Annotated in this window: 19 protein-coding genes; 10 read left to right on the forward strand and 9 right to left on the reverse strand. The window is 55.8% G+C overall.

From position 1 onward, the window contains the following. Positions 1–70 precede the first annotated feature (70 nt). Positions 71–1,648: an alpha-N-arabinofuranosidase gene (locus EH206_RS03600; RefSeq protein ID WP_009111457.1), complete on the reverse strand. Its 1,578-nt coding sequence runs from the start codon at positions 1,646–1,648 to the stop codon at positions 71–73. Between the two features lie 353 nt (positions 1,649–2,001). Between EH206_RS03600 and EH206_RS03605 the strand changes: the two genes are divergently transcribed. Next, entirely contained in the window at positions 2,002–3,042 is a 1,041-nt protein-coding gene (locus tag EH206_RS03605; RefSeq protein ID WP_009111458.1) for a GMP reductase, read from the forward strand. Between the two features lie 28 nt (positions 3,043–3,070). On the opposite strand, the gene hofC is transcribed toward EH206_RS03605, so the two are convergent. The 5 genes from hofC to EH206_RS03630 form a co-directional block, all read right to left on the reverse strand. Continuing rightward, positions 3,071–4,276 carry a protein transport protein HofC gene (gene hofC, locus EH206_RS03610; RefSeq protein ID WP_009111459.1) on the reverse strand — a complete coding sequence of 402 codons (1,206 nt, stop codon included), beginning with the start codon at positions 4,274–4,276 and terminating at the stop codon, positions 3,071–3,073. Beyond that, on the reverse strand, positions 4,273–5,727 hold the full coding sequence (gene gspE, locus EH206_RS03615) for a type II secretion system protein GspE (protein WP_009111460.1): 1,455 nt from the start codon (positions 5,725–5,727) through the stop codon (positions 4,273–4,275). Before gspE ends, hofC begins: the two co-directional genes overlap by 4 nt. Positions 5,728–5,729: 2 nt before the next feature. After that, positions 5,730–6,176 (reverse strand): prepilin peptidase-dependent pilin, encoded by a 447-nt coding sequence (ppdD, locus tag EH206_RS03620; RefSeq protein ID WP_009111461.1) that lies wholly within the window; start codon positions 6,174–6,176, stop codon positions 5,730–5,732. 203 nt (positions 6,177–6,379) lie between these two features. Continuing rightward, the gene (nadC, locus tag EH206_RS03625) at positions 6,380–7,270 is read right to left on the reverse strand and encodes a carboxylating nicotinate-nucleotide diphosphorylase (RefSeq protein ID WP_009111462.1); all 891 of its coding nucleotides are present in this window, start codon (positions 7,268–7,270) and stop codon (positions 6,380–6,382) included. 98 nt (positions 7,271–7,368) lie between these two features. Then, complete coding sequence (locus EH206_RS03630; protein ID WP_009111463.1) at positions 7,369–8,232, reverse strand: nucleoside-specific channel-forming protein Tsx; 864 nt, start codon at positions 8,230–8,232, stop codon at positions 7,369–7,371. Positions 8,233–8,654: 422 nt separating this feature from the next. On the opposite strand from EH206_RS03630, the gene ampD reads away from it, so the two are divergent. Together ampD and ampE are read left to right on the forward strand one after the other, a co-directional pair. Then, positions 8,655–9,230 (forward strand): 1,6-anhydro-N-acetylmuramyl-L-alanine amidase AmpD, encoded by a 576-nt coding sequence (gene ampD / locus EH206_RS03635; protein ID WP_009111464.1) that lies wholly within the window; start codon positions 8,655–8,657, stop codon positions 9,228–9,230. After that, positions 9,227–10,081: a beta-lactamase regulator AmpE gene (ampE, locus tag EH206_RS03640; RefSeq protein ID WP_009111465.1), complete on the forward strand. Its 855-nt coding sequence runs from the start codon at positions 9,227–9,229 to the stop codon at positions 10,079–10,081. Before ampD ends, ampE begins: the two co-directional genes overlap by 4 nt. 207 nt (positions 10,082–10,288) lie before the next feature. Here the strand turns inward: ampE and EH206_RS03645 are convergent, their stop codons facing one another. Continuing rightward, positions 10,289–11,650 carry an amino acid permease gene (locus EH206_RS03645; RefSeq protein ID WP_009111466.1) on the reverse strand — a complete coding sequence of 454 codons (1,362 nt, stop codon included), beginning with the start codon at positions 11,648–11,650 and terminating at the stop codon, positions 10,289–10,291. Between the two features lie 653 nt (positions 11,651–12,303). On the opposite strand from EH206_RS03645, the gene pdhR reads away from it, so the two are divergent. The 7 genes from pdhR (at position 12,304) to EH206_RS03680 (ending at position 20,301) form a co-directional block, all read left to right on the forward strand. After that, positions 12,304–13,068: a pyruvate dehydrogenase complex transcriptional repressor PdhR gene (gene pdhR / locus EH206_RS03650; RefSeq protein WP_009111467.1), complete on the forward strand. Its 765-nt coding sequence runs from the start codon at positions 12,304–12,306 to the stop codon at positions 13,066–13,068. 149 nt (positions 13,069–13,217) lie between these two features. Then, positions 13,218–15,881, forward strand: a complete 2,664-nt coding sequence (gene aceE / locus EH206_RS03655) for a pyruvate dehydrogenase (acetyl-transferring), homodimeric type (protein ID WP_009111468.1) — start codon at positions 13,218–13,220, stop codon at positions 15,879–15,881. Between the two features lie 14 nt (positions 15,882–15,895). Then, a complete protein-coding gene (aceF, locus tag EH206_RS03660) occupies positions 15,896–17,515 on the forward strand; it encodes a dihydrolipoyllysine-residue acetyltransferase (protein ID WP_009111469.1) in 1,620 nt (539 codons plus the stop codon). Positions 17,516–17,728: 213 nt separating this feature from the next. Continuing rightward, complete coding sequence (lpdA, locus tag EH206_RS03665; RefSeq protein WP_009111470.1) at positions 17,729–19,153, forward strand: dihydrolipoyl dehydrogenase; 1,425 nt, start codon at positions 17,729–17,731, stop codon at positions 19,151–19,153. 13 nt (positions 19,154–19,166) lie between these two features. Continuing rightward, positions 19,167–19,409, forward strand: coding sequence for a hypothetical protein (locus tag EH206_RS03670; protein WP_040342874.1), 243 nt, complete (start codon positions 19,167–19,169; stop codon positions 19,407–19,409). Between the two features lie 258 nt (positions 19,410–19,667). Next, positions 19,668–19,937, forward strand: a complete 270-nt coding sequence (locus tag EH206_RS03675) for a hypothetical protein (protein WP_009111471.1) — start codon at positions 19,668–19,670, stop codon at positions 19,935–19,937. A 13-nt stretch (positions 19,938–19,950) separates the two neighbouring features. Continuing rightward, positions 19,951–20,301 (forward strand): type II toxin-antitoxin system RelE/ParE family toxin, encoded by a 351-nt coding sequence (locus EH206_RS03680; protein WP_009111472.1) that lies wholly within the window; start codon positions 19,951–19,953, stop codon positions 20,299–20,301. Positions 20,302–20,315: 14 nt separating this feature from the next. Here the strand turns inward: EH206_RS03680 and EH206_RS03685 are convergent, their stop codons facing one another. Together EH206_RS03685 and EH206_RS03690 are read right to left on the reverse strand one after the other, a co-directional pair. Then, positions 20,316–21,656 carry an MmgE/PrpD family protein gene (locus EH206_RS03685; protein WP_009111473.1) on the reverse strand — a complete coding sequence of 447 codons (1,341 nt, stop codon included), beginning with the start codon at positions 21,654–21,656 and terminating at the stop codon, positions 20,316–20,318. Between the two features lie 119 nt (positions 21,657–21,775). After that, positions 21,776–22,762, reverse strand: a complete 987-nt coding sequence (locus EH206_RS03690) for a helix-turn-helix transcriptional regulator (RefSeq protein ID WP_009111474.1) — start codon at positions 22,760–22,762, stop codon at positions 21,776–21,778. Positions 22,763–23,050: the final 288 nt, after the last annotated feature.

Consider the following 23,050-nt stretch of genomic DNA (forward strand, 5'->3'; position numbering starts at 1 on the left):
GCGGCGGGGCGGCATATTGAACGTTCCGATAAAAAATGGCGCAGGGCGGTTTAGTCCCTCGGCCTGGCGTTTACTCCAGTCTCACCACCACGACTGATTTGGCGGGAATTTTCAATGCCAGCGCCGAGCCGTTAATTTTGCCATCCCGATAGTTTTCCGGATGAATAACTTCGGGCCGACCGGGGATGTTGTGCGCATCCGGCACTGTGCTGGTAAGTATTTCACCGGAAACGGACGTCGCTTTAAGCGTTCCCAGATTGATGGACAGGTCATAGCCTTCGCGCTGGTTCATGTTGGCGACGCCGATATATACCTTGCCGTCCTGCGCCCTGGCGGCGGAGACATTAAAAGCCGGGAACGATTTGCCACCGGAGGTCAGCAGAGGCGCCTTAACATCAAGCGGGATGGCGGTAGCATCCTGGAACGGTACGTACATCCTGAAAGCATAATAGGTCGGCGTCAGCGCGATCTTGTCCCCTTCGGTCAGGATCATCGCCTGCAATACATTGATGGCCTGGGCGATGTTGGTCATGCGCACTCGCTCAGCATATTTATGAAAAATATTGAAATTGGCGGCGGTCAGGATACCGTCGCGCAGGGTGTTCTGCTGGAACAGATGGCCGGGATAGGTGCCGGGCTCAACGTTATACCAGGTGCCCCATTCGTCAACGAACAGACCGATGCGTTTTTGAGGGTCGTTCTTATCCATAACGGCGATATGCTGCTGCAGCACATCGTCCATGCGCAGGGTTTGCTGGAAAATCGCGTTCCACTGCTCGTCAGGGAAACCCGTAGCGCTGGCCTGATTACGATTTGCCCACTCTCCCGTCAGCACGGTGTAGAAATGCAAAGAGATGGCGTCCAGATGAAACGCGGCGTTTTTCATGACCACGTCCGTCCAGTTAGTGTCGTCGTTATTCGCGCCGGAGCCGACGCGCAGCGCGGTATTGTCATTGCCTTCATGGAAGTTGAGGCCGTCTTTATGGAAAAAAGATCCCCAGCGGCGCAGTTCGTTGGAATAATACTCCGGCGTCATATTGCCGCCGCAACCCCAGCTCTCATTGCCAATGCCGATAAAAGGCACCTTAAACGGCTTGTCGCGGCCATTGGCGCGGCGCTCGTTGGCCAGGCTGTCCTGTTCCGTCGACGTCAAATATTCAATCCATTCGCGCATTTCCGTCGGTGTGGATGACGCGACATTAACCGAAATATAGGCATCCGCGCCGATCTGTTCGGCAAAGTCGAAAAACTCATGGGTGCCGAAAGCATTGTTTTCCAGACCGCCGCCCCACCAGTTATTCTTGCGCACCGGGCGTTTATCGCGCGGCCCTATGCCGTCACGCCAGTGATATTCGTCAGCGAAACATCCTCCCGGCCAGCGTACGACCGGCACCTTGAGCGCTTTGAGCGCTGCGACCACATCGTTTCTGATACCGCGCGTATTCGGAATGGAGGAATCGGGGCCGACCCAGATGCCATCGTAGATGCCGCGCCCCAGATGCTCAGAAAACTGGCCATAGATATAGCGCGATATCTGAGGACCGGATTGTTCGGCTTTCAGCGTCGCTTCGATGCGGCTATCTGCGATTGCCGCCGACATCATTCCCATTAATCCCATCATTAATACCGAGAGCTTCATCTTTCCCATAATCATTCCGTCAATAATATTTAAGATAAAAAAAACCCGAGTGGGCCTCTTAGCGAGGACCCGCTCAGGTTTTGCCTGATCGACGACCAGTGACAATCCAGTGTTATATCGGGAGAAAGATTATAGGGATTAAGCGGACGGTGATGTAACGTTCGTCACATTTTCACCATCCCTGTCATCGCCACTGTCAGGGCGTCATCAGCTAAACATCCCCCCCGGCGTCACTTAAAAAAGTAAATTCGCAGTCTTGTCGCAGGATTATTCCCGCGTATGATAACGTCACTGGAAAGGGCATGAATTACGCCGATCACCACCGTTGCGCATCGTCGCCACTAACCAGGAATGCAAACCCCATGCGTATTGAAGAAGACTTGAAATTAGGCTTTAAAGACGTTCTTATCCGGCCCAAGCGCTCTACCCTCAAAAGCCGTTCCGACGTTGAACTGGAGCGCCGATTCACTTTTCTCCACGCTGGGTGCGACTGGTCCGGCGTGCCGATTATCGCCGCCAATATGGATACGGTCGGTACTTTCCGCATGGCGGAGAGGCTGGCATCGTTCGATGTATTAACGGCGGTGCATAAACATTATTCGCTGGAGCAATGGACGCGCTTTGTGCAGGATTCATCCGTATCGGTGTTAGGTCACGTGATGGTATCAAGCGGTACGTCGGCCGCCGATTTCACCAGGCTGCAGCAAATTCTGGCGTTGTCGCCCGATCTGAAGTTTATTTGTATTGATGTCGCCAATGGCTACTCGGAGCATTTTGTCACCTTTCTGCAAAAAGCGCGTGAGGCCTTTCCAGACAAAGTGATTTGCGCGGGTAACGTGGTGACCGGCGAAATGGTCGAAGAGCTGATTCTGTCAGGGGCGGATATCGTTAAAGTCGGTATTGGCCCGGGGTCTGTGTGTACCACCCGCGTCAAGACCGGGGTCGGCTATCCCCAGCTTTCCGCGGTGATTGAATGCGCCGATGCCGCCCATGGTCTGGGAGGACAGATCGTCAGCGACGGCGGCTGTTCCGTGCCGGGCGACGTGGCCAAAGCCTTTGGCGGCGGCGCCGATTTCGTGATGCTGGGCGGCATGCTGGCCGGGCATGATGAGTGTGAGGGCGCCGTTGTGGAAGAGAATGGCGAAAAAATGATGCTGTTCTATGGCATGAGTTCGGCTTCGGCAATGGAACGCCATGTGGGAGGCGTCGCGGAATACCGTGCCGCCGAAGGCAAAACGGTCAAATTGCCGCTGCGCGGCCCGGTTGATAACACCGTACGCGATATTCTTGGCGGGTTGCGTTCTGCCTGCACCTATGTCGGCGCTTCACGCTTGAAGGAGCTGACCAAGCGCACCACGTTTATTCGCGTTGCCGAGCAGGAAAACCGTATTTTCAATAGCTAACGAACAGCGTCCCCCGGTATTGGCTGGTTCAGGCGCCGGCCAATACGTTGCCCAACTGGAAAATAGGCAGGTACATGCCGATAACCAGGGCGCCGACCATCGCTCCGACAATCAGCATCAGCATCGGCTCCAGCGTTTGCGTCAGCGTTTCCGCCTGTTGGCGGGTTTTTCTCTCATACCAATGCGCCAATTGAGTAAACAGGCTATCCAATGCTCCGGTTTCCTCGCCCACGCGAATAAGCTGCTGACAAGGGGCGGGAAACAGCGCGCCATATTGCCGGGTCGCGTGATGAAGCGTGTTGCCCTGCCGGATCGCTATTTGTATCTGCCGGATTGCCGCCTGATAAACCGGGTGGCGGATGGCGGCGGCGGCATCCAGTCCTGCCGGCAGTGTCAGCCCGGCGTGCTGCGTCATCGCCAGTACGTTAAATATCTGGCTCAGGCAGTCGCCGCGGATCAAATGCGCCAGGAGCGGTAATTTCAACAGCCAGGCCTGTTCCTTCTCCCGCCAGAAGGGGCTGCGCCGGCGTAGGCTGCAATAGCCCAGTAACGCGCTCAATGCGATGACAAAGCCCGCTAAACCGTAGCGGGCTATCCCGTCCGCCAGATGCAGTAACTGCCGGGTAAACCAGGGAAGCGGCGTGTCGAAAGACGCATACAGGTTGGAAAATTCCGGCAATACCAGCGTCAGCATCAGCAGGCTGACCAGCATGGCGATGGCTAATACAAAACAGGGATAACGCAGCGCTTTCACCACTTTCTGGCGCAGGCGATACTGCGCCTCCTGTTGCAGCGCCAGCCGCAGGCAGCACTCATCGAGCTTTCCCGTCAGTTCGCCCACGGCGATCAGCGAACGGTAGATGACGGGAAAGATATGCGGATATTCCGCTACGGTTTCAGACAGCGCTTTCCCCTGCGCCACCTGGACGCCGATTTCTCTCAGCACGCAGCGCCAGCCCGGACGTTGATGCTGTTCGGTCACCAGATGCAGGGCTTCCAGCAAAGGGAGGCCCGCCTGCAACAGCGTCGCTATTTGTTTGATAAGCTCGCTGAGCTGCTCGCCTTTCCAATAGCCCGGCGTCAGGTAGCGGCCGGTTTTCAGCGATAAAGGCTGATATCCCTGGCTGATTAAACGCGCGTGGGCGTGTTGTCGGCGGGCGCTGATTATTTCTCCGTGGACCAACGTCCCTTCCGGCGTAATGGCCTGCCAGTGATATAAACGCTCCAGCCTCATGACGCGGGATCCTGATGCCATGCGCCTGCGCCGACAATACGGTAAATCTCCGCTATTGAGGTTACCCCCTCATGCACCAGTAATAGCCCGGCTTCGAGCAACGAGGGGGAACCCGGCTGGCGTGCAAGCCGTGATAGCTCGCCGCTGCCGGCGTTATTGGCCAGCGCTTGTCGCAGTTGCGGCGTAATCAGCAGCAATTCGTAGATGGCGACACGGTCGTAGTAGCCGGACAGACAGTGGCTACAGCCGTTGGCCCGCCAGTTATTCAGCGGACCGCGCCACAGCGCCGCTGGAAAATGAGCGAGCGGGGCGGCCGGCGTCTTACAGCGGGGGCATAAGCGCCGTACCAGACGCTGGGCAATCACCAGTTTCAGGGCGGCGGCGATCAGGTAGCCCGGAATGCCGAGATGACTCAGCCGGGTGAGGGTTTCCGGCGCGGAATTGGTATGCAGCGTGGACATCACCAGGTGCCCGGTTTGCGCCGCTTTGACGGCGATTTCAGCGGTTTCGGCATCGCGGATTTCGCCGACCATGATCACGTCCGGATCCTGGCGCAACAGCGCCCGTAATATGCGGCTGAAATCGAGGTCGGCTTTCGGGTTGATCGCCGTCTGATTGATGCCCGGCAGCGGGATTTCAACGGGATCTTCCACGCTGCAGATGTTGCGACTGACATGATTAAGCCAACTGATGGCGCTATACAGCGTAACGGTTTTACCGCTGCCGGTGGGGCCGGTCACTAAAATCATCCCTTGCGGCGCATTCAGCACCCGGATCAACTGCTTCAGGTCGGCGTCCGCAAGCCCCAGTTTGTCCAGCGCCAACTCCTGCCGGCGGGTTTGCAGAATACGCAGCACCACTTTCTCGCCGTGCTGTACCGGTAAGGTGGCAATGCGCAGCGAACAGCTTTGCCTATCCAGCATGATGCTGAACTGTCCGTCCTGCGGCAATCGCCGCTCGGCGGTATTCAGCTTGCCCATGATCTTCAGCCGGGCGGTAATACGCGCGCTCAATCCGCTCGGCGGCGGCGAGGCTTCCTGCAATACGCCGTCAATGCGCAGGCGCACGCGATAGTCGGTCGGCAGGGGTTCAAAGTGAATATCGGAGGCGCGGCGCTGAATGGCCAGGCGCAATATCTGATTGATAAACCGCACCGCCGGGGCGTCTTCGTCGCTGATGTGGCTTTCAGGCTCGGCTTGGTAAGCCTCGGTGGTTTCCTTCACCACGGTTTTTTCCGCGCCGGTTTTGAGCTGCTGCTCCATTCTGGCCTGCGGCCACTGTTCCAGCAGAATCTGGCGATTGCCGGCGAAACGCAGCGCCGCCATCATTTCCGCTGACGCCTCGCCGCTGACGGCCACCGACAAGGTCTGCTCATCCATATTCAGCAGTAACGCATGGTAGCGATGGCACACTCGCTGTAATTCGCCGGCAAGATGCTGTGCGTCAGCCATGGTTAACCCGCCGCGTCGTCAAAACGGAAAACATCCTGACAGGCGGATTGCATGCTGTCCGCCGTGCTTTCGGTGGCGCAGTTTTTGGTCCAGCGCGCCGTGCCGGTTTCCGCATCCCATACCGGCGTCAGGACGACGCTCAACCCTTGCAGGGTGGATTGTCCGCTTAGGGTAATGACGCCCTGATTAACGCTGACCGCGCTGACGTAGCGTGAGGTTTTACTGCCGGGTATTCCCTGATTTCCCGCATTGCAGGCGGAAAACGCCGCATTCTCCAGCCCGCAAAGGTCCACGGCGGTTTTATACGACGCCATCGTTTGCAGCATATCGGTCATAGCCGCCTTTTGCAGGTATCCCTGATAGGCGGGTACGCCAATGGCGCTCAGGATGGCGACAATCGCGATGACGATCATCAACTCAACCAGCGTAAATCCCTGTTGTTTTTCCATAGTGGTTTTCCCCGTTGCGGTGCGTAGCGACAAGATAGAAAACGTGGCGGCAACTGGCGACAGGCGATGATGAAAACCGGAACAGGGCGCGGAGAAGAGTTGGTGATTTGCCGATTATGGAATGGTTTTTGCGAGCGGTTTTGCAATTTGCGTACGGCAACGAAGAGGAGAGAGGCCCGGTATTTCCCAGGCCGCCTGGAGAGTCAGATAAAGCGCATCGATAAATCCAGCGCGCGGACGTGCTTGGTCAGCGCCCCGACGGAAATATAATCCACCCCGGTTTCCGCATAATCGCGCAACGTCTCGATCGTTACGTTGCCGGAGATTTCCAGCAGGGCGCGGCCCTGGGTGATGTTCACCGCCTCGCGGATGGTTTCCAGACTGAAGTTATCCAGCATGATGATATCCGCGCCGGCGTCCAGCGCCTGTCGCAGCTCATCAAGCGATTCCACCTCCACTTCCACCGGCACGTCGCGGCGCAGTAAAAAGGCGTTCTCCACCGCCTGCCTGATGGAGCCGGCCGCGATGATATGGTTTTCCTTAATCAGGAAAGCATCGGACAGGCCGAGCCGGTGGTTATTGCCGCCGCCGCACATCACCGCATATTTCAGCGCGGTGCGCAGCCCCGGAATGGTTTTGCGGGTATCCAGTAACCGGGTGCCGGTGCCTTGCAGCACCGAGACGTAACGGCTGACTTCGCTGGCCACGCCGCACAGCGTTTGCAGGAAATTCAGCGCCGTACGCTCCCCGGTCAGCAGCTGTTTGGCCGGGCCGGCGATGTCGCACAGGGTTTGGCCGGGCGCAATGGCATCGCCATCGGCAACGCGCCAGGTAATGGATGTCGCGTCGCCGAGTTGGGCGAAAACCTCCTCAAGCCAGCGTTTGCCGCAGAAGATGCCCGCCTCGCGGGTGATTATACGGGCCGAGGCCTGGGCATCATGCGTTAACAGATGGGCGGTAATATCCTGGGCGGCATCCACCTCGCCGCCCAAATCTTCACTTAACGCCAGCCGTACGCTGGCGGGAATATCCTGCGCAATACGATTGAGCAGCTCGGTCTGGCGTTGTTCCTGACTGTAGCGACGCGTTGTCATCACAAAAAGCTCCGAAGGGGGATTCGGGTCTCTATGCTACCCGGTTTGAACGACGACATCCACCATGAGTAGTTGTGATAATTCAAGGTTTTAAGTTGTTAAAAGCTGTAGCCCACCACCAGATAATAACCCCAGCCGGTTGATTTCACTTCAAATGGCCCCTGGCCGAAGTTCAGCTCGGCGCCGTCCGCCCACTGTCCGCCGTTGTGGAAATAACGGGCGACGACGGAGTAGTGCAAGTGGTCGTAACCCAGCGACAGAATATGGCTGGAGGCGATGGAGTTGCCGGTGCGCGACCGGCCGTCCTTATTGCGCAGGTCTGAGCCGAAGTCAACGTTGGTGAAACCGATATAGGCGACGTTGCCGCCCCACAGCGTCCCTAACGGATAGGCGTATTTCACTTTGAAACGGTAGCCGTCCCATTCGTTTTCATTGCCGGCGCCATAGTTCTTCCACTGGTATTTGGCATAGATATTGGTGGAAAGCGATAAATCGGTTCCGGTATCGATATCGTTGCCCAACCCTACGTACCAGGTGCTTTGCCGTGAATCACTGCTGCGCCCGTGGTCGTAAATGATATTATTGGCGACATACCACTCTTTGAACGGACCGACGCCAAGGTCGGCGCCCGTCAGCTTATCGATGGAAAAGCGCGGTTCAATTTCCACGAACAGCGGTGAGCCATCGTCCCAGGCACCGCGGTCGTTCGAGTTTCCCACGCCGAAGAACTTCGGTACATCGATATAGCCGTAAAAATCGAACCAGTCTTTGCGGGCGAACGCCTCATATTCCAGATAGACATCGTTGTTTAGCTGAGGTCCGAAGCGGGTGTGATAACTCCCCACCACGTTGACGCTCTGATGCCACCAGTCGGAAAGATATTGCGGTTTATTCTCGTCAGCGAGAGCCGGCACGCTGTAGGACAAGGCGACCAAAGCGCCTGCGGCGAAAGCTTTTTTCATATTAATTTCCGTATAGTTGGAAAGCGCGTTGTGAAGCCAGGTATTGTGAAATAAGTTTTTGTAATACCTGAAAAAATCGATGACTATTTCACGTCGCCATTTTAAATAAAAATTGAAACAGTGCACGTTAGTTGATTCACATATTCATCAGATTGCATAAAAATGTGATCCATATCACTATTTTCTGGCGTTCTGGAGAGACGTAACGCGGCTCGCTTCTGGAGCGATTACCCTGTTTAAAGACGATTTACGACGGCGTGACAACGCGCGGGGAAACAATAAAACCTTTTTGTATCCAGCCGGTTAGGTATGGGGTTGAGAAATATGGTACTCTTTCGGCAGGCGCATTCTGGTTAAACACCGTTCCGATTAACCGCACCTTATTTCAGCCCGGCAAACGACATGATGCGAGGTTATCGCCGATGCTTTTGGAAAATGGCTGGTTATCCGAGATAAAACATATTTCCTCCCCCCATTGCGATAGTCGCCCGGACGACGAAGCCCCTTCTCTGCTGGTGATCCATAATATCAGTTTACCGCCGGGGGAATTTGGCGGCCCTTATATCGACCAACTGTTTACCGCGACGCTGGATGCCGACGCCCATCCCTATTTCGCCGATATACGCCATTTACGGGTTTCCGCGCACTGCCTTATTCGCCGGGACGGGGAAATTATTCAATATGTCTCTTTTAACCAGCGAGCCTGGCATGCCGGCGTTTCTCAATATGAAGGTCGTGAACGGTGTAACGATTTTTCCATCGGCATCGAGTTGGAAGGAACGGATACGCTACCTTTTACTACGGAACAATATTATCAGCTGGCGGCGGTAACCCGGCTGCTGCTCAGCGCTTACCCCGTAACGCCGTCGCGCATTGCCGGACACAGTAATATCGCACCGGGCCGTAAAACCGATCCTGGACCGGCCTTTGATTGGGATTTATATCACCGCCTGATACGGGAAGGCCGGATGGATAATGACGGGAGCATAAACCGATGACGCTGTTTACATTGTTGCTGGTATTGGCGTGGGAGCGTCTGTTTAAACAGGGTGAGCATTGGCAGTTGGATCACCGTCTTGAAGCGGTGTTTCGCCGCTTGCCGCCCCCTTCCTTATTGCAAACCCTGTTGCTGACATTGTGCTGCGTGGGAGTGGTATCGGTTTTGTTATGGCTGGCGGACGGTATCTTGTTCGGACTGATTCTGTTAATGCTGTGGATCGCCGTCAGCCTGATGTGTATCGGGGCGGGGGAGGTGCGTCAGCACTATCGGCGATATCTGCAGTCGGCCCGGCGCGGAGAAGTGGGCGCCAGTCAGGAAATGGCGGCGGAGCTGGCTTTGATTCAGGGCTTGCCCGTCGGGGTGGGAGAAAAAGAGCGTTTGCAGGAACTGCAGAACGCCTTGCTGTGGATTAATTTCCGCTTTTATCTGGCCCCGCTGTTCTGGTTTATCGTCGCGGGCCCTTATGGTCCCGCCGCCATGGCCGGCTATGCGTTTTTACGCGCCCGGCAGACCTGGCTGGCGCGCCACCATACGCCGCTGGCGCGCGCGCAGTCAGGGGTTGATTCGCTGTTGCATTGGCTTGACTGGATCCCGGTGCGTCTGGCCGGCGTGACTTACGCTTTGCTGGGGCATGGCGAGAAGGCGCTGCCGGCCTGGTTCGCTTCTCTGGGAGATTTCCGCAACTCGCAATATTGGGTTTTGACCCAACTGGCGCAATTTTCGCTGACGCGTGAGCCGCATATCGACCCGGTAGAAACGCCAAAGGCGGCGGTGGCGCTGGCGAAAAAAGTGACGCGAATACTGGTGGTGGTGGTGGCTTTACTGACGATTTATGGCGCGCTGGTATAAGGCGCAAGAGGAAGAAAAATGGCCGGAGATATCGGCCATTCAGACCATTGACAAAGCCTGTTATTAGGGAGAGCGTGGCGAGGGGCCGTAGCGGCGTAAGCCGCCGGAGCGCCCCTCGGTACGGTAGGCCCGGGTATCTCCGGCTTACAGGCGACTTTGTCAGCAACCTCAATGGCCGAACATATCGGCCATTTTTCGCGTATCAGGCTAATTAACGGACCCGGTTTTCTGCCTGAAAGCGTAACCGATACCCAGAATAACCACCCATACCGGGATCAACAGCACGGAGATGCGAATGCCCGGCGTCAGGTACATCACCACCAGAATACCCGCCAGGAACAGCAGACAGATATAGTTGCCCAGCGGATAAAGCAGCGCCTTGAACTTGGTTACCGTCCCTTCGCTGTCTTTTTTCGCCCGGAACTTCAGGTGGGCGAGGCTGATCATCGCCCAGTTGATCACCAGCGCGGAAACCACCAGCGCCATCAGCAATTCAAAGGCTTTGCCGGGAATCAGGTAGTTGATCAGTACGCAGAACGCCGTGGCTAAGGCGGAAACCCCAATCGCCACGACGGGTACGCCGCGAGCGTCAACCGTTTGCAGCACTTTAGGGCCGTTGCCTTGTTTCGACAGGCCGTACAGCATACGGCTGTTGCAATAAACACAGCTGTTGTATACCGAGAGCGCGGCGGTCAGCACCACGATATTCAGTACGGTCGCCACCACGTTGCTGTTCAGTTCATGGAAGATCATCACAAACGGACTGCCGCCTTCGACCACTTTGCCCCACGGGTAAAGCGACAGCAGAATGGTCAGGGAACCGATGTAAAAGATCAGGATACGGTAGATAACCTGATTGGTGGCGCGGGGAATGCTCTTTTCCGGGTCATCCGCTTCCGCCGCGGTGATGCCGACCAGCTCCAGTCCGCCGAACGAGAACATGATCACCGCCATCGCCATCACCAATCCGCTGGTGCCGTTGGGGAAGAATCCGCCCTGCGCCCACAGGTTAGTAACGGTCGCTTCCGGGCCGCCGGTGCCGCTGAGCAACAGCCAGCCGCCAAACACGATCATGCCGATGATGGCCGCCACTTTAATGATGGCGAACCAAAATTCCATCTCGCCGTAAATTTTGACGTTCGCCAGATTAATGGCGTTAATCACCAGGAAGAACACGGCGGCGGAAACCCAGGTTGGGATATCAGGCCACCAATACTGGACGTAAATCCCCACGGCGCTCAGTTCGGCCATGGCGACCAGAACATACAGTACCCAGTAGTTCCAGCCGGAGGCGAAACCGGCGAAGTTGCCCCAATATTTGTAAGCAAAATGGCTGAAAGAACCCGCTACCGGCTCCTCTACCACCATCTCCCCCAGTTGTCGCATGATAAGGAAAGCAATCAGCCCGCCAATCGCATATCCCAAAATAACCGAGGGTCCAGCCATTTTGATTGTTTGAGCGATGCCGAGAAAAAGGCCGGTTCCCACCGCGCCGCCCAGGGCAATCAACTGGATATGGCGGTTTTTCAAGCCACGCTTTAGCGCTCCGTCCTGTTGTTGACCATCCATCAAATTTAATCCTCTGCCTTGGTGAGCAATATAAGGCCGATGCGCTCCGCTCGGCCGTATTAACTCTTTTACGTTGGTGTAATTTTATTTTTACGATGAGATGTAGACGAATATTGATCAGCATCTACCGTTGGTCAGAGAATAGTGGCAAGCAAACAAGATTGCACTGATTTCTTCTGCTCTATAGACAAAAATTATAGTGACATCAATGTCTCACCGTTAAATCATCCTCTTCCCGACCTGCGGGCTCTCTTTTCCCCGTTTTAGCGATCGCCTTTTTCTTACCATAGAATGAAATTGCCCGATTTCCTGGGTAAATTGCAGCGGAAAATACCGTTGACTTGAGATTATAAATGAATGAAAAGTCTTTTATTTTGAATTTAAATTCATTTATTTACTGTTTAAACGGTTCAGCACCGCCTGCTTTACGTTTCATAAAGGTTAAAATATAAGTCAGGGCGATAAAGGGGAATGGCGCCGGCGCGCTATCACTTTGCCGCATATCCTTGGTGCATTTGTTAAAATATGGCGAGATTGGTGATTTAGCGCCACGTCCTTATGGACAGAAGGTGAATATTTTGTTACTTTAGCGTCACGTTTTTGAAATTGGTATTACCAATTGACTCCGCGCCATTCGCAGAGATGAATTCACCATGGCATACAGCAAGATCCGTCAGCCCAAACTGTCAGATGTGATTGAGCAGCAACTGGAGTTTTTGATCCTTGAGGGAACCTTGCGCCCCGGCGAAAAACTGCCCCCGGAGCGCGAACTGGCCAAACAGTTCGATGTCTCCCGCCCTTCTCTGAGAGAAGCCATTCAACGCCTGGAAGCCAAAGGATTGCTTTTGCGCCGTCAGGGCGGCGGCACTTTCGTGCAGGCCAATCTATGGCAAAGCGTCAGCGATCCGCTGGCCGCGCTGCTGAGCAATCATCCTGAATCACAATTCGATCTGCTGGAAACCCGTCACGCGTTGGAGGGCATTGCCGCCTATTACGCCGCGTTACGCGGAACCGAGGCGGATTTGCAGCGTATTCGGGATTGTCATGATGTTATTCAGCAGGCCAGGGACGCGGGCGATTTGGCGGCGGAGTCGGAAGCGGTAATGCAGTATCAGGTGGCCGTAACGGAAGCGACCCATAACGTGGTGCTGTTGCACCTGCTGCGTTGTATGGGGCCGATGCTGGAACAGAACGTAAGACAGAATTTTGAATTGCTTTATCTAAGCCGGGAAGTGCTGGTGCAGGTGAGCATTCATCGCGCCAGTATTTTTGCGGCGATTGTTGCCCGTGAGCCGGAAAAGGCGCGCGAAGCATCACACCGCCATCTGGCGTTTATTGAGGAAGTATTGCTGGATCTTAACCGGGAAAATAGCCGACGAGAAAGGTCATTGCGCCGGCTCCAGCAACGCAGGGATTGAGCGTCCCATTTTGTATTTCGGGGCTCTGAATTACGGCGACTACGATGATGAGCCTGTCTTCATGTGCTTTACTCGGATCCAATGACGAGTCAGAACACAGGAAGACAGGCTCCGACAAACCAACTTATTAGAGAAGATAAGGAATAACCATGTCAGATCGTTTAACTAATGACGTGGATCCGATCGAAACCCGCGACTGGCTGCAGGCGATCGAATCGGTCATCCGTGAAGAGGGTGTTGAGCGCGCTCAGTTCCTGATTGATCAGGTATTGGGCGAAGCGCGTAAAGGCGGGGTCAGCGTTGCCGCCGGCAGCGCCGCGCGCCAATACGTCAACACCATCGCAGTGGAAGACGAACCTGAATATCCGGGTAACCTGGATCTGGAAAGTCGTATCCGCTCGGCGATTCGCTGGAACGCAGTCATGGCAGTAATGCGTGCTTCGAAAAAAGATCTGGATCTGGGGGGGCACATGGCGTCGTTCCAGTCTTCCGCCACCTTCTATGAAGTGTGCTTTAACCACTTTTTCCGTGCGCGCAACGCGCAAGACGGCGGCGACCTGGTGTATTTCCAGGGCCATATCTCTCCCGGTATCTATGCTCGCGCCTTCCTTGAAGGCCGCCTGACCGAAGAGCAGATGAATAACTTCCGTCAAGAAGTTCACGGCAACGGCCTCTCCTCTTACCCGCATCCCAAACTGATGCCGGAATTCTGGCAGTTCCCCACCGTCTCCATGGGCCTAGGCCCGATTGGCGCCATCTATCAGGCTAAGTTCCTGAAATACCTTGAGCACCGCGGCCTGAAAGACACCTCAAAGCAAACCGTTTACGCCTTTCTGGGCGACGGCGAAATGGACGAGCCGGAATCCAAGGGCGCGATCACCATCGCCACCCGTGAAAAACTGGACAACCTGGTTTTCGTTATCAACTGCAACCTGCAACGTCTGGATGGACCGGTTACCGGCAATGGCAAGATCATTAACGAACTGGAAGGCATCTTCAGCGGCGCCGGCTGGGAAGTGATCAAGGTTATCTGGGGCGGACGCTGGGACGAACTGCTGCGTAAAGACACCAGCGGCAAACTGATCCAACTGATGAACGAAACCGTCGACGGCGACTACCAGACCTTTAAATCCAAGAACGGCGCCTATGTGCGCGAGCACTTCTTCGGTAAATACCCGGAAACCGCCGCGCTGGTCAAAGACTGGACCGACGATCAGATTTGGGCGTTGAACCGCGGCGGCCATGACTCGAAGAAAGTCTATGCCGCGCTGAAAAAAGCCCAGGAAACCAAAGGCAAGCCGGTGGTTATTCTGGCGCATACCATCAAGGGTTATGGTATGGGCGACGCGGCGGAAGGGAAAAACATCGCTCACCAGGTCAAGAAAATCAACATGGAAGGCGTACGTTACTTCCGCGATCGTTTCAATGTGCCGGTTAGCGATGAAAACATCGAAAAACTGCCGTACCTCACTTTCGACAAAGATTCCGCGGAACACAAATACCTGCACGAGCGTCGTCAGGCGCTGGAAGGTTACCTGCCGTCCCGTCAGCCGAAATTCAGTGAAAAGCTGGAACTGCCGACGCTGGAAGATTTCAACAGCCTGCTGGAAGAGCAGAACAAAGAGATTTCCACCACTATCGCTTTCGTGCGCGCCCTGAACGTGATGCTGAAGAACAAGTCGATCAAAGATCGCCTGGTGCCGATCATCGCCGATGAAGCGCGTACCTTCGGTATGGAAGGTCTGTTCCGTCAGATCGGCATCTACAGCCCGAACGGCCAGCAGTACACCCCGCAGGACCGTGAGCAGGTCGCTTACTACAAAGAAGACCAAAAGGGTCAGATCCTGCAAGAAGGGATCAACGAACTGGGCGCGGGTTCATCCTGGCTGGCGGCGGCAACCTCTTACAGCACCAACGATCTGCCGATGATCCCGTTCTATATCTACTACTCGATGTTCGGTTTCCAACGTATCGGCGACCTGTGCTGGGCGGCCGGCGATCAGCAGGCGCGCGGCTTCCTGATCGGCGGAACCTCCGGGCGCACCACGCTGAACGGCGAAGGCTTGCAGCACGAAGACGGCCACAGCCATATTCAGTCGCTGACCATCCCGAACTGTATTTCCTACGATCCGGCCTATGCTTACGAAGTGGCCGTCATCATGCATGACGGTTTGCATCGTATGTACGGCGAAGCGCAGGAAAACATCTACTACTACATCACCACGCTGAACGAAAACTACCACATGCCGGCGATGCCGCAGGGGGCGGAAGAGGGTATCCGTAAGGGTATCTACAAGCTGGAAACGGTGGAAGGCGGCAAAGGAAAAGTCCAACTGCTGGGTTCCGGTTCCATCATGCGTCATGTGCGTGACGCCGCGCATATTCTGGCGAAAGACTACGGCATCGGTTCCGACATCTTCAGCGTCACGTCCTTCACCGAACTGGCTCGTGACGGTCAGGATTGTGAGCGCTGGAACATGCTGCACCCGACCGAAGAACCGCGCGTTCCCTATGTGGCCCAGGTATTGAGCGATGCGCCGGCCGTAGCCTCAACCGACTACATGAAGCTGTTTGCCGAACAAATCCGCAACTTCATCCCGGCTAGCGATTATCGCGTACTGGGCACTGACGGTTTCGGTCGTTCCGACAGCCGTGAGAATCTGCGTCACCACTTTGAAGTGGATGCGTCTTACGTCGTGGTTGCGGCTCTGGGTGAACTGGCTAAACGTGGTGAAATCGATAAGAAAGTGGTTGCCGACGCCATCGCCAAATTCAATATCGATGCTGATAAAGTCAACCCGCGTCTGGCATAAGAGGTAAAGATTACATGGCTATCGAAATCAAAGTACCGGACATCGGTGCAGATGAAGTTGAAGTCACCGAAGTGCTGGTGAAGGTGGGCGACAAGGTGGAAGCCGAGCAGTCGCTGATCACCGTAGAGGGCGATAAGGCCTCGATGGAAGTACCTTCCCCGCAGGCCGGTGTGATTAAAGAGATCAAGGTTGCGGTGGGCGATAAAGTCGAAACCGGCAAACTGATTATGATTTTCGATTCCGCCGACGGCGCGGCCGATGCCGCGCCCGCCAAGGCCGAAGAGAAGCAGGAAGAAGCCAAGCCGGCGGCCGCCCCCGCGGCCAGCGCCAGCAAAGAGGTTGCGGTGCCGGATATCGGCGATGACGAAGTCGAAGTCACCGAAGTGCTGGTGAAAGTGGGCGACAAGGTGGAAGCCGAGCAGTCGTTGATCACCGTGGAAGGCGACAAGGCTTCCATGGAAGTACCGGCGCCGTTCGCCGGCACCGTCAAAGAGATCAAAATCAACACCGGCGACAAAGTGAAAACCGGCTCGCCGATTATGGTGTTTGAAGCGGAAGGCGCGGGTGATGCCGCACCGGCCGCGGCGCAAGAGGAAAGCAAAGCGGAAGCCGCTCCGGCCAAACAGGAAGCGGCGCCGGCTAAGCAGGAAACCAAAGCCGCCGCGCCGGAGGCGAAAGCTGACGGCAAAGGCGAGTTTGCCGAGAACGACGCTTACGTTCACGCCACGCCGGTTATCCGCCGTCTGGCCCGTGAATTCGGCGTCAATCTGGCGAAGGTGAAAGGCACAGGCCGTAAAGGTCGTATCCTGCGCGAAGACGTTCAGGCCTATGTGAAAGAGGCGGTTAAACGCGCCGAGTCCGCTCCGGCCGCCGCTAGCGGCGGTAGCCTGCCGGGTCTGTTGCCCTGGCCGAAAGTGGATTTCAGCAAGTTCGGCGAAATTGAAGAAGTGGAGCTGGGCCGCATCCAGAAAATCTCCGGCGCCAACCTGAGCCGTAACTGGGTGGTCATTCCGCACGTTACGCACTTCGACAAAACGGATATCACCGAACTGGAAACGTTCCGTAAACAGCAGAACGCGGAGGCTGAGAAACGTAAGCTGGATGTGAAGATTACCCCGGTTGTTTTCATCATGAAAGCCGTTGCCGCTGCCCTTGAGCAGTTGCCGCGTTTCAACAGTTCGCTGTCCGAAGATGCCCAGCGTCTGACGCTGAAAAAATATATCAATATCGGCGTGGCGGTCGATACGCCGAACGGTCTGGTGGTTCCTGTGTTCAACGATGTGAACAAGAAAGGCATCATCGAACTGTCTCGCGAACTGGCGACTATCTCCAAGAAAGCCCGTGACGGTAAGTTGACCGCCGGCGAAATGCAGGGGGGATGCTTCACTATCTCCAGCATCGGCGGCCTTGGCACCACGCATTTCGCGCCGATTGTCAACGCGCCGGAAGTGGCTATCCTGGGCGTCTCCAAGTCTGCGATAGAACCGGTCTGGAACGGTAAAGAGTTTACGCCGCGTCTGATGCTGCCGATATCTCTGTCCTTCGACCACCGTGTCATTGACGGTGCTGATGGTGCACGCTTTATTACCATCATCAACAACACGTTGTCTGACATCCGCCGTCTGGTGATGTAATCGAAAAGCCGGCCTGACGGCCGGCTTTTTCTGATAAGCTGTTATTTGCTACGGCTACCAGTGATTAAGGACAAATCGTTAGTCGCATGTTGTTTCAAAGTTGTTAACAATTTTGTAAGCTACCGCGGCAAAGACACGTCCCGGTGGAAGAGGGCGTTAAGACTCGATAACAATAACGTCACAGGCCCGCCGGAAATTAATTAAGAGGTCATGATGAGTACTGAAATTAAAGCTCAGGTGGTGGTGCTTGGTGCCGGCCCCGCAGGCTATTCCGCGGCATTCCGCGCTGCGGACCTAGGCCTGGAAACCGTACTGGTGGAGCGCTACGCCACGCTGGGCGGTGTGTGTCTGAACGTCGGCTGTATCCCTTCCAAAGCCTTGCTGCACGTCGCCAAAGTGATTGAAGAAGCCAAAGCGCTGGCGGAACACGGCATTGTGTTTGGCGAACCCAAAACCGATATTGATAAAATTCGCCTGTGGAAAGAAAAAGTCATCACCCAGCTGACCGGCGGCCTGTCCGGCATGGCGAAAGCGCGCAAGGTGAAAGTGGTTAACGGCCTGGGCAAATTCACCGGCGCCAATACGCTGGTGGTGGACGGCGAAAACGGTAAAACGACGATCAATTTCGACAACGCCATTATCGCGGCGGGTTCCCGTCCGATCCAACTGCCGTTTATTCCCCATGATGACCCGCGCGTATGGGATTCCACCGATGCGCTGGAGCTGAAAAGCGTGCCGGAACGCCTGTTGATTATGGGCGGCGGCATTATCGGTCTGGAAATGGGCACCGTGTACCATGCGCTGGGTTCGCAGATCGATGTGGTGGAAATGTTCGATCAGGTGATCCCGGCCGCCGATAAAGACATCGTCAAAGTGTTTACCAAGCGTATCAGCAAGCAGTTTACGCTGATGCTGGAAACCAAAGTGACCGCGGTGGAAGCCAAAGAAGACGGCATCTACGTGACGATGGAAGGTAAGAAAGCGCCCGCCGAACCGCAGCGTTATGACGCGGTGCTGGTGGCCATCGGCCGCGTGCCGAACGGTAAGCAGCTGGATGCCGGTCAGGCCGGGGTTGAGGTTGACGATCGCGGCTTTATCCGCGTGGATAAGCAGCTGCGCACCAACGTGCCGCACATCTATGCCATCGGCGATATCGTCGGTCAGCCGATGCTGGCGCATAAAGGGGTGCACGAAGGCCATGTCGCCGCGGAAGTTATCGCCGGCAAGAAACACTACTTCGACCCGAAAGTGATCCCGTCCATTGCCTATACCGAGCCGGAAGTGGCCTGGGTCGGGCTGACCGAGAAAGAAGCGAAAGAGAAAGGCATCAGCTACGAAACGGCTACCTTCCCGTGGGCGGCATCGGGCCGCGCCATCGCTTCCGATTGTTCAGACGGTATGACCAAGCTGATTTTCGACAAAGAGACCCACCGCGTGATCGGCGGGGCGATTGTCGGCACCAACGGCGGCGAGCTGTTGGGTGAAATCGGTCTGGCGATTGAGATGGGCTGCGATGCGGAAGATATCGCCCTGACCATCCATGCGCACCCGACGCTGCATGAATCCGTCGGTCTGGCGGCCGAGATTTTCGAAGGCAGCATCACCGACCTGCCGAACCCGAAAGCCAAGAAAAAGTAACCGCGTCTATCGCATGGTGAAAAATCAAAATCCGGCAGATTATGCCGGATTTTTTTATGGCGGGCTGTTCTGCCCGCCGCTCCCGGCTTTTTTTAGCCGGTTGCGCGGAATGTGGCGTCGGTTCGGTTATTTGCCGCCCAGCGTCTTACAATTTCGTCTCAAAGAAAAACAACGCCTTATCTTTGGGACTACTATGATATACATTTCACGACGAGCACCGTTCTGGTTGCTGGCGGCCTGCCTGATCGGTGGCTGAACGTTGCCGGGTAGTAACAACGTCCGCATCAGACACCTAAGCGCGATGGTGCCGTTCATTTTCCATATGGGTATAAATTTATAATAAATTTGATACCGATTAGGGCTGCTGCTACTATTTTATTCGCTGGCGTTTTATTTCCACGCTTAGCGACCGGCTGAAGTGAAGGCAATAATTAGCCGGTGATTATCCAGAATTTAACCGGCCTGTTTGTGGAATCTGTCCACTCGCCATCAGGTATCAGTGAGGAGGTTAAGTATGACTAATACCATGTCCCAAAAAACAGCGCGGGAAGGTTTAGGTAATCCCGAACTTTTTGAAGGCGGCGTCTTTGTCACCAAAAACGGAGTTGCCGAGCTTTTTGTGCAGACGGCCGCGGAACGGCAAGCCGAACTGGCTGAAAGAGCCCGCGAGCGTCAGATTAACGCCCTGTTGAAACTCGTTATGAAAGGGAAACACGACATCGCCAACGATCGCAAAATGTCCCCCGAAGAAGCAAAACAGCGTCTACGCGATGCGCGGAGATAACGGGACGTAATCAATGAGTAAAATGGTGGTTTTGGCGCAGACGGCCTTTGATAGCTTACGTGAAATCGAGTTTTATAAGTCTGCTATTATCGGGCCGCAGCAAGCCGCAATTTTTGTCGATGATCTGATTGATCGCTCCGTAGCCAGCATCAGCCGTTCCCCCGCGCTTTACAAATTTAATCCGGATTTGGCTGACAAAGGCATCCAGATGCGGGAATGGTTGGATATTCACCACGGCTATCGTTGCTTTTACGATGACAGAGGCCCGGAGATTGAAATCCTGCTGTACGCCAGCACCAGACAAGATTTTGAGGCGGCACTTTACCGCCACAGTATTATTTATGCTGACTCATCGCTTGGGTAGCTAGCGAGCGCGGCTTATGCCGGCGTGTCTATCAGCAGCTCCAGCAGATATCGCAGGTCCCCCGCGTTTTGCAATGCGCAGCGAGCCAGGATCTGCCGGCTATCGAGATGCGGCAACGCGCTGATGTTCTGCGTCAGCTTTGCCCCGAGATCGGTGGGTTTCGCCGCCGTTTCCCGCCGGGTGACGCGGCTGGTCAGCCTTGAACCGTCGCGCAGGAACAGGGTGACTTTATGGAAACGGGCATCCGGATCCTGTTCGTCCGGCGGCGTGCTATCGTCCGCCAGCCGCGTAACCTTGTCCGCCAGCGCGGCGATAGCCGGATCCACCGCACCTTCCGCAAACCGCGCCAGTTTCAGTTCTCCTTCCAGCAGCGCCGCGGCAATCACATATTCCAGACTAAAACGCGCTTCCACACCGGTGGCGGCTTTACGGATAAATGGGGCGGTATCGCCGCCGGGCGGGAAAGAGACGGTGATGCCGGCTATATCATCCGCCAATGATGCGCCGTTTTCCCGCTGCGCCTGCCACTGCTCCCTGAGCGCGAAAGCCGCTTCCGCCGCGCTGTGGGTGCCGCCGCAGGTCGGGTAGCGTTTGAATTCCAGGCCGGGAGACAGGATCCGCCACGGCGCCCCCCAGGATTCGACGAGCAGTTGTGGCTGCTGTTTCTGGTCGCCATGCGCGGCCAGAAAGGCTTCCACAACCCGTTGGGCATTGCCGTTGAAACCGGCCAGCCCGAGTTTGACCGCGGTGAGGCCTGCTCTTGCCGCCAGTCCTGCATGCAGCGGTTTGGCCGCGGAACCAAACTGGGCGCGCAACCCGGCGGCCTGCGTCGCCGCCAGGCCGAGGATATTTCGCGTCTGCGTGGCGGAGGCGCCGGCCAGCCGCGCCGCCGCCGCCGCCGCCGCAATGGTTCCCAGCGTGGCGGTGTTGTGATAGCCAAGGCTATAGTGGCGCGAGCCGCCGGCCAGACCGATGCGTCCTGCGGCCTCCACCCCGATAACATAGGCGGTGAGAAACGCCGCTTCGGTTATGACGGGGTTTTCAGCGGCCAGGGCGAACAAGGCCGGCAGGATCACGGTGCCGGGATGGCCGCGAAACGCCGGCTGATAGTCATCAAAGTCCAGCGCATGGCCGGCGTACCCCAGAATCAGGCTGTTCGTCAGGCTGTCGGCGCCGCTAAATACCTGCTTTAACGGATGAAGCCCGCTGTCGGCGATGGCGCCCTGGGTAATGGGCAGGGCGGCGGCGACAAAATCGGTGACGCCCAGACGCGCGGCGTCAATGGCCGCCCGATCTGGCGAACTGTGGGTAACGTAATCGGCGAGGGCAGCGGTTAAATCGGCAACGTTAGTCATAAATAGAGCAAAATCAGCAGTGGAAGATACCTTAATCTACTGCGTCCGGCCGACGGATGATTAATAGCCAAACGGAATGAATCATTCTTTTTGGCTATTAAAGGGGGTGATGGCGCGTATCAGAAACGATCCTTCACCTGCCCCGGCGTGATGCCGAAGGCGCGGCGCAGCGCGGTGGCGAAGTTGGCCGGGCTGTTATAACCGGCGATGCTGGCCGCCTGCGCAATGCCTATCCCATCTTTTTGCAGCGCCAGCATGGCGCGTTGTAAACGGCAGTTACGCAGGTATTCAAACACGGTGATATTGAACGTCTGGCGAAAATGACGCTGTAGCGTACTTTCGCTCATGCTGACGCTTTTGGCGATTTCAGCCATGGAGAGGTGGTCGGCGGCGCCGCTTTCCAGCATATCCCGGATCTGTTGGACCCGTTGGTGATTGCGCAAGGTCACTCCTGGGGCGGTATTGTCCCGTTGCGTCTGGCGGGTGAGCGAACCGAACGCTTCGATAATCAGCAACATACACTGGGTTTCCAGATACAGCCGTTGCAGCGGGGTATGACAGGGGCCGGCGTTCAGAATCTGCCAGGCAATGGCCATTGCCTGACGCGACGGGATCCATAAATGGGTGGCGAGATGGGTTTGCGTGAAATCATAAATCGCCTGCCAGTCGCTGACGCTGTCCAGCAGATTGCCGTACAGCCATTTCCGGCTAAAGGTGAGCGACACGGTGCGTTCGTATTCGTCGCGTTTACCGCTGCGGCTGAACCGCGTGGGTTCGGTCAGTGAAATCAGCGAGGCGGGATGATGCTTTCCCAGGTGCAGCAGCTTTTCATCGTAGCTGATATGCGCGATACCGTTTACCACGATAGCCAGTTTTATCGCCCCGTTCAGCATACTCTGCGTTTTCATATTGTGCAGGTTGATTACATCGGCCGTATGCAGAATCAAATCGCGGTTCAACTGGATAACATTAAAGCTGCCGAACAGCACCGGCGTATCGTCAATCAGCCTCGATCCCAGCAGTTGATAGTCATTGGTGACCAGGCTGGATTGCTGCACGATATGGTTCTTATAGATCGATTTTGACGATGGCAGCTGATTTTGCATGATCCCCTCTTACCTTGTCCGGTTATCGCCGGTCATTTTGCCGTTTTTGCAAAACAATTTGCTGTTTGCACAAACCCGCCCTTGAAAAACAAATGTAACAATGACCGCGCCGCTTTGGTAATGCAAATACTTCTCAGTAGCATTTTTCGTTGGCGGCCGGCAACGCGCGGGCGATAACCCCCGCGATATCACAGGCTTGTCTCCACCAAGTATGGAGCCGGTTTTACGGCAATAAATAAAGCCTGCCACAGTCCGCGTCAGCATCAGCGTCTTTCAAATTACGATTCT

This window comes from Brenneria nigrifluens DSM 30175 = ATCC 13028 (genome assembly GCF_005484965.1).
GTDB classification, from domain to species: Bacteria; Pseudomonadota; Gammaproteobacteria; order Enterobacterales; family Enterobacteriaceae; genus Brenneria; species Brenneria nigrifluens.

What these genes read in the sequence shown, in the direction of transcription:
- EH206_RS03600 (WP_009111457.1), bottom strand. Translation starts at nt 1,648, where the DNA reads ATGGGAAAGATGAAGCTCTCGGTATTAATGATGGGATTAATGGGAATG.
- EH206_RS03605 (WP_009111458.1), top strand. Translation starts at nt 2,002, where the DNA reads ATGCGTATTGAAGAAGACTTGAAATTAGGCTTTAAAGACGTTCTTATC.
- hofC (WP_009111459.1), bottom strand. Translation starts at nt 4,276, where the DNA reads ATGAGGCTGGAGCGTTTATATCACTGGCAGGCCATTACGCCGGAAGGG.
- gspE (WP_009111460.1), bottom strand. Translation starts at nt 5,727, where the DNA reads ATGGCTGACGCACAGCATCTTGCCGGCGAATTACAGCGAGTGTGCCAT.
- ppdD (WP_009111461.1), bottom strand. Translation starts at nt 6,176, where the DNA reads ATGGAAAAACAACAGGGATTTACGCTGGTTGAGTTGATGATCGTCATC.
- nadC (WP_009111462.1), bottom strand. Translation starts at nt 7,270, where the DNA reads ATGACAACGCGTCGCTACAGTCAGGAACAACGCCAGACCGAGCTGCTC.
- EH206_RS03630 (WP_009111463.1), bottom strand. Translation starts at nt 8,232, where the DNA reads ATGAAAAAAGCTTTCGCCGCAGGCGCTTTGGTCGCCTTGTCCTACAGC.
- ampD (WP_009111464.1), top strand. Translation starts at nt 8,655, where the DNA reads ATGCTTTTGGAAAATGGCTGGTTATCCGAGATAAAACATATTTCCTCC.
- ampE (WP_009111465.1), top strand. Translation starts at nt 9,227, where the DNA reads ATGACGCTGTTTACATTGTTGCTGGTATTGGCGTGGGAGCGTCTGTTT.
- EH206_RS03645 (WP_009111466.1), bottom strand. Translation starts at nt 11,650, where the DNA reads ATGGATGGTCAACAACAGGACGGAGCGCTAAAGCGTGGCTTGAAAAAC.
- pdhR (WP_009111467.1), top strand. Translation starts at nt 12,304, where the DNA reads ATGGCATACAGCAAGATCCGTCAGCCCAAACTGTCAGATGTGATTGAG.
- aceE (WP_009111468.1), top strand. Translation starts at nt 13,218, where the DNA reads ATGTCAGATCGTTTAACTAATGACGTGGATCCGATCGAAACCCGCGAC.
- aceF (WP_009111469.1), top strand. Translation starts at nt 15,896, where the DNA reads ATGGCTATCGAAATCAAAGTACCGGACATCGGTGCAGATGAAGTTGAA.
- lpdA (WP_009111470.1), top strand. Translation starts at nt 17,729, where the DNA reads ATGAGTACTGAAATTAAAGCTCAGGTGGTGGTGCTTGGTGCCGGCCCC.
- EH206_RS03670 (WP_040342874.1), top strand. Translation starts at nt 19,167, where the DNA reads ATGGTGAAAAATCAAAATCCGGCAGATTATGCCGGATTTTTTTATGGC.
- EH206_RS03675 (WP_009111471.1), top strand. Translation starts at nt 19,668, where the DNA reads ATGACTAATACCATGTCCCAAAAAACAGCGCGGGAAGGTTTAGGTAAT.
- EH206_RS03680 (WP_009111472.1), top strand. Translation starts at nt 19,951, where the DNA reads ATGAGTAAAATGGTGGTTTTGGCGCAGACGGCCTTTGATAGCTTACGT.
- EH206_RS03685 (WP_009111473.1), bottom strand. Translation starts at nt 21,656, where the DNA reads ATGACTAACGTTGCCGATTTAACCGCTGCCCTCGCCGATTACGTTACC.
- EH206_RS03690 (WP_009111474.1), bottom strand. Translation starts at nt 22,762, where the DNA reads ATGCAAAATCAGCTGCCATCGTCAAAATCGATCTATAAGAACCATATC.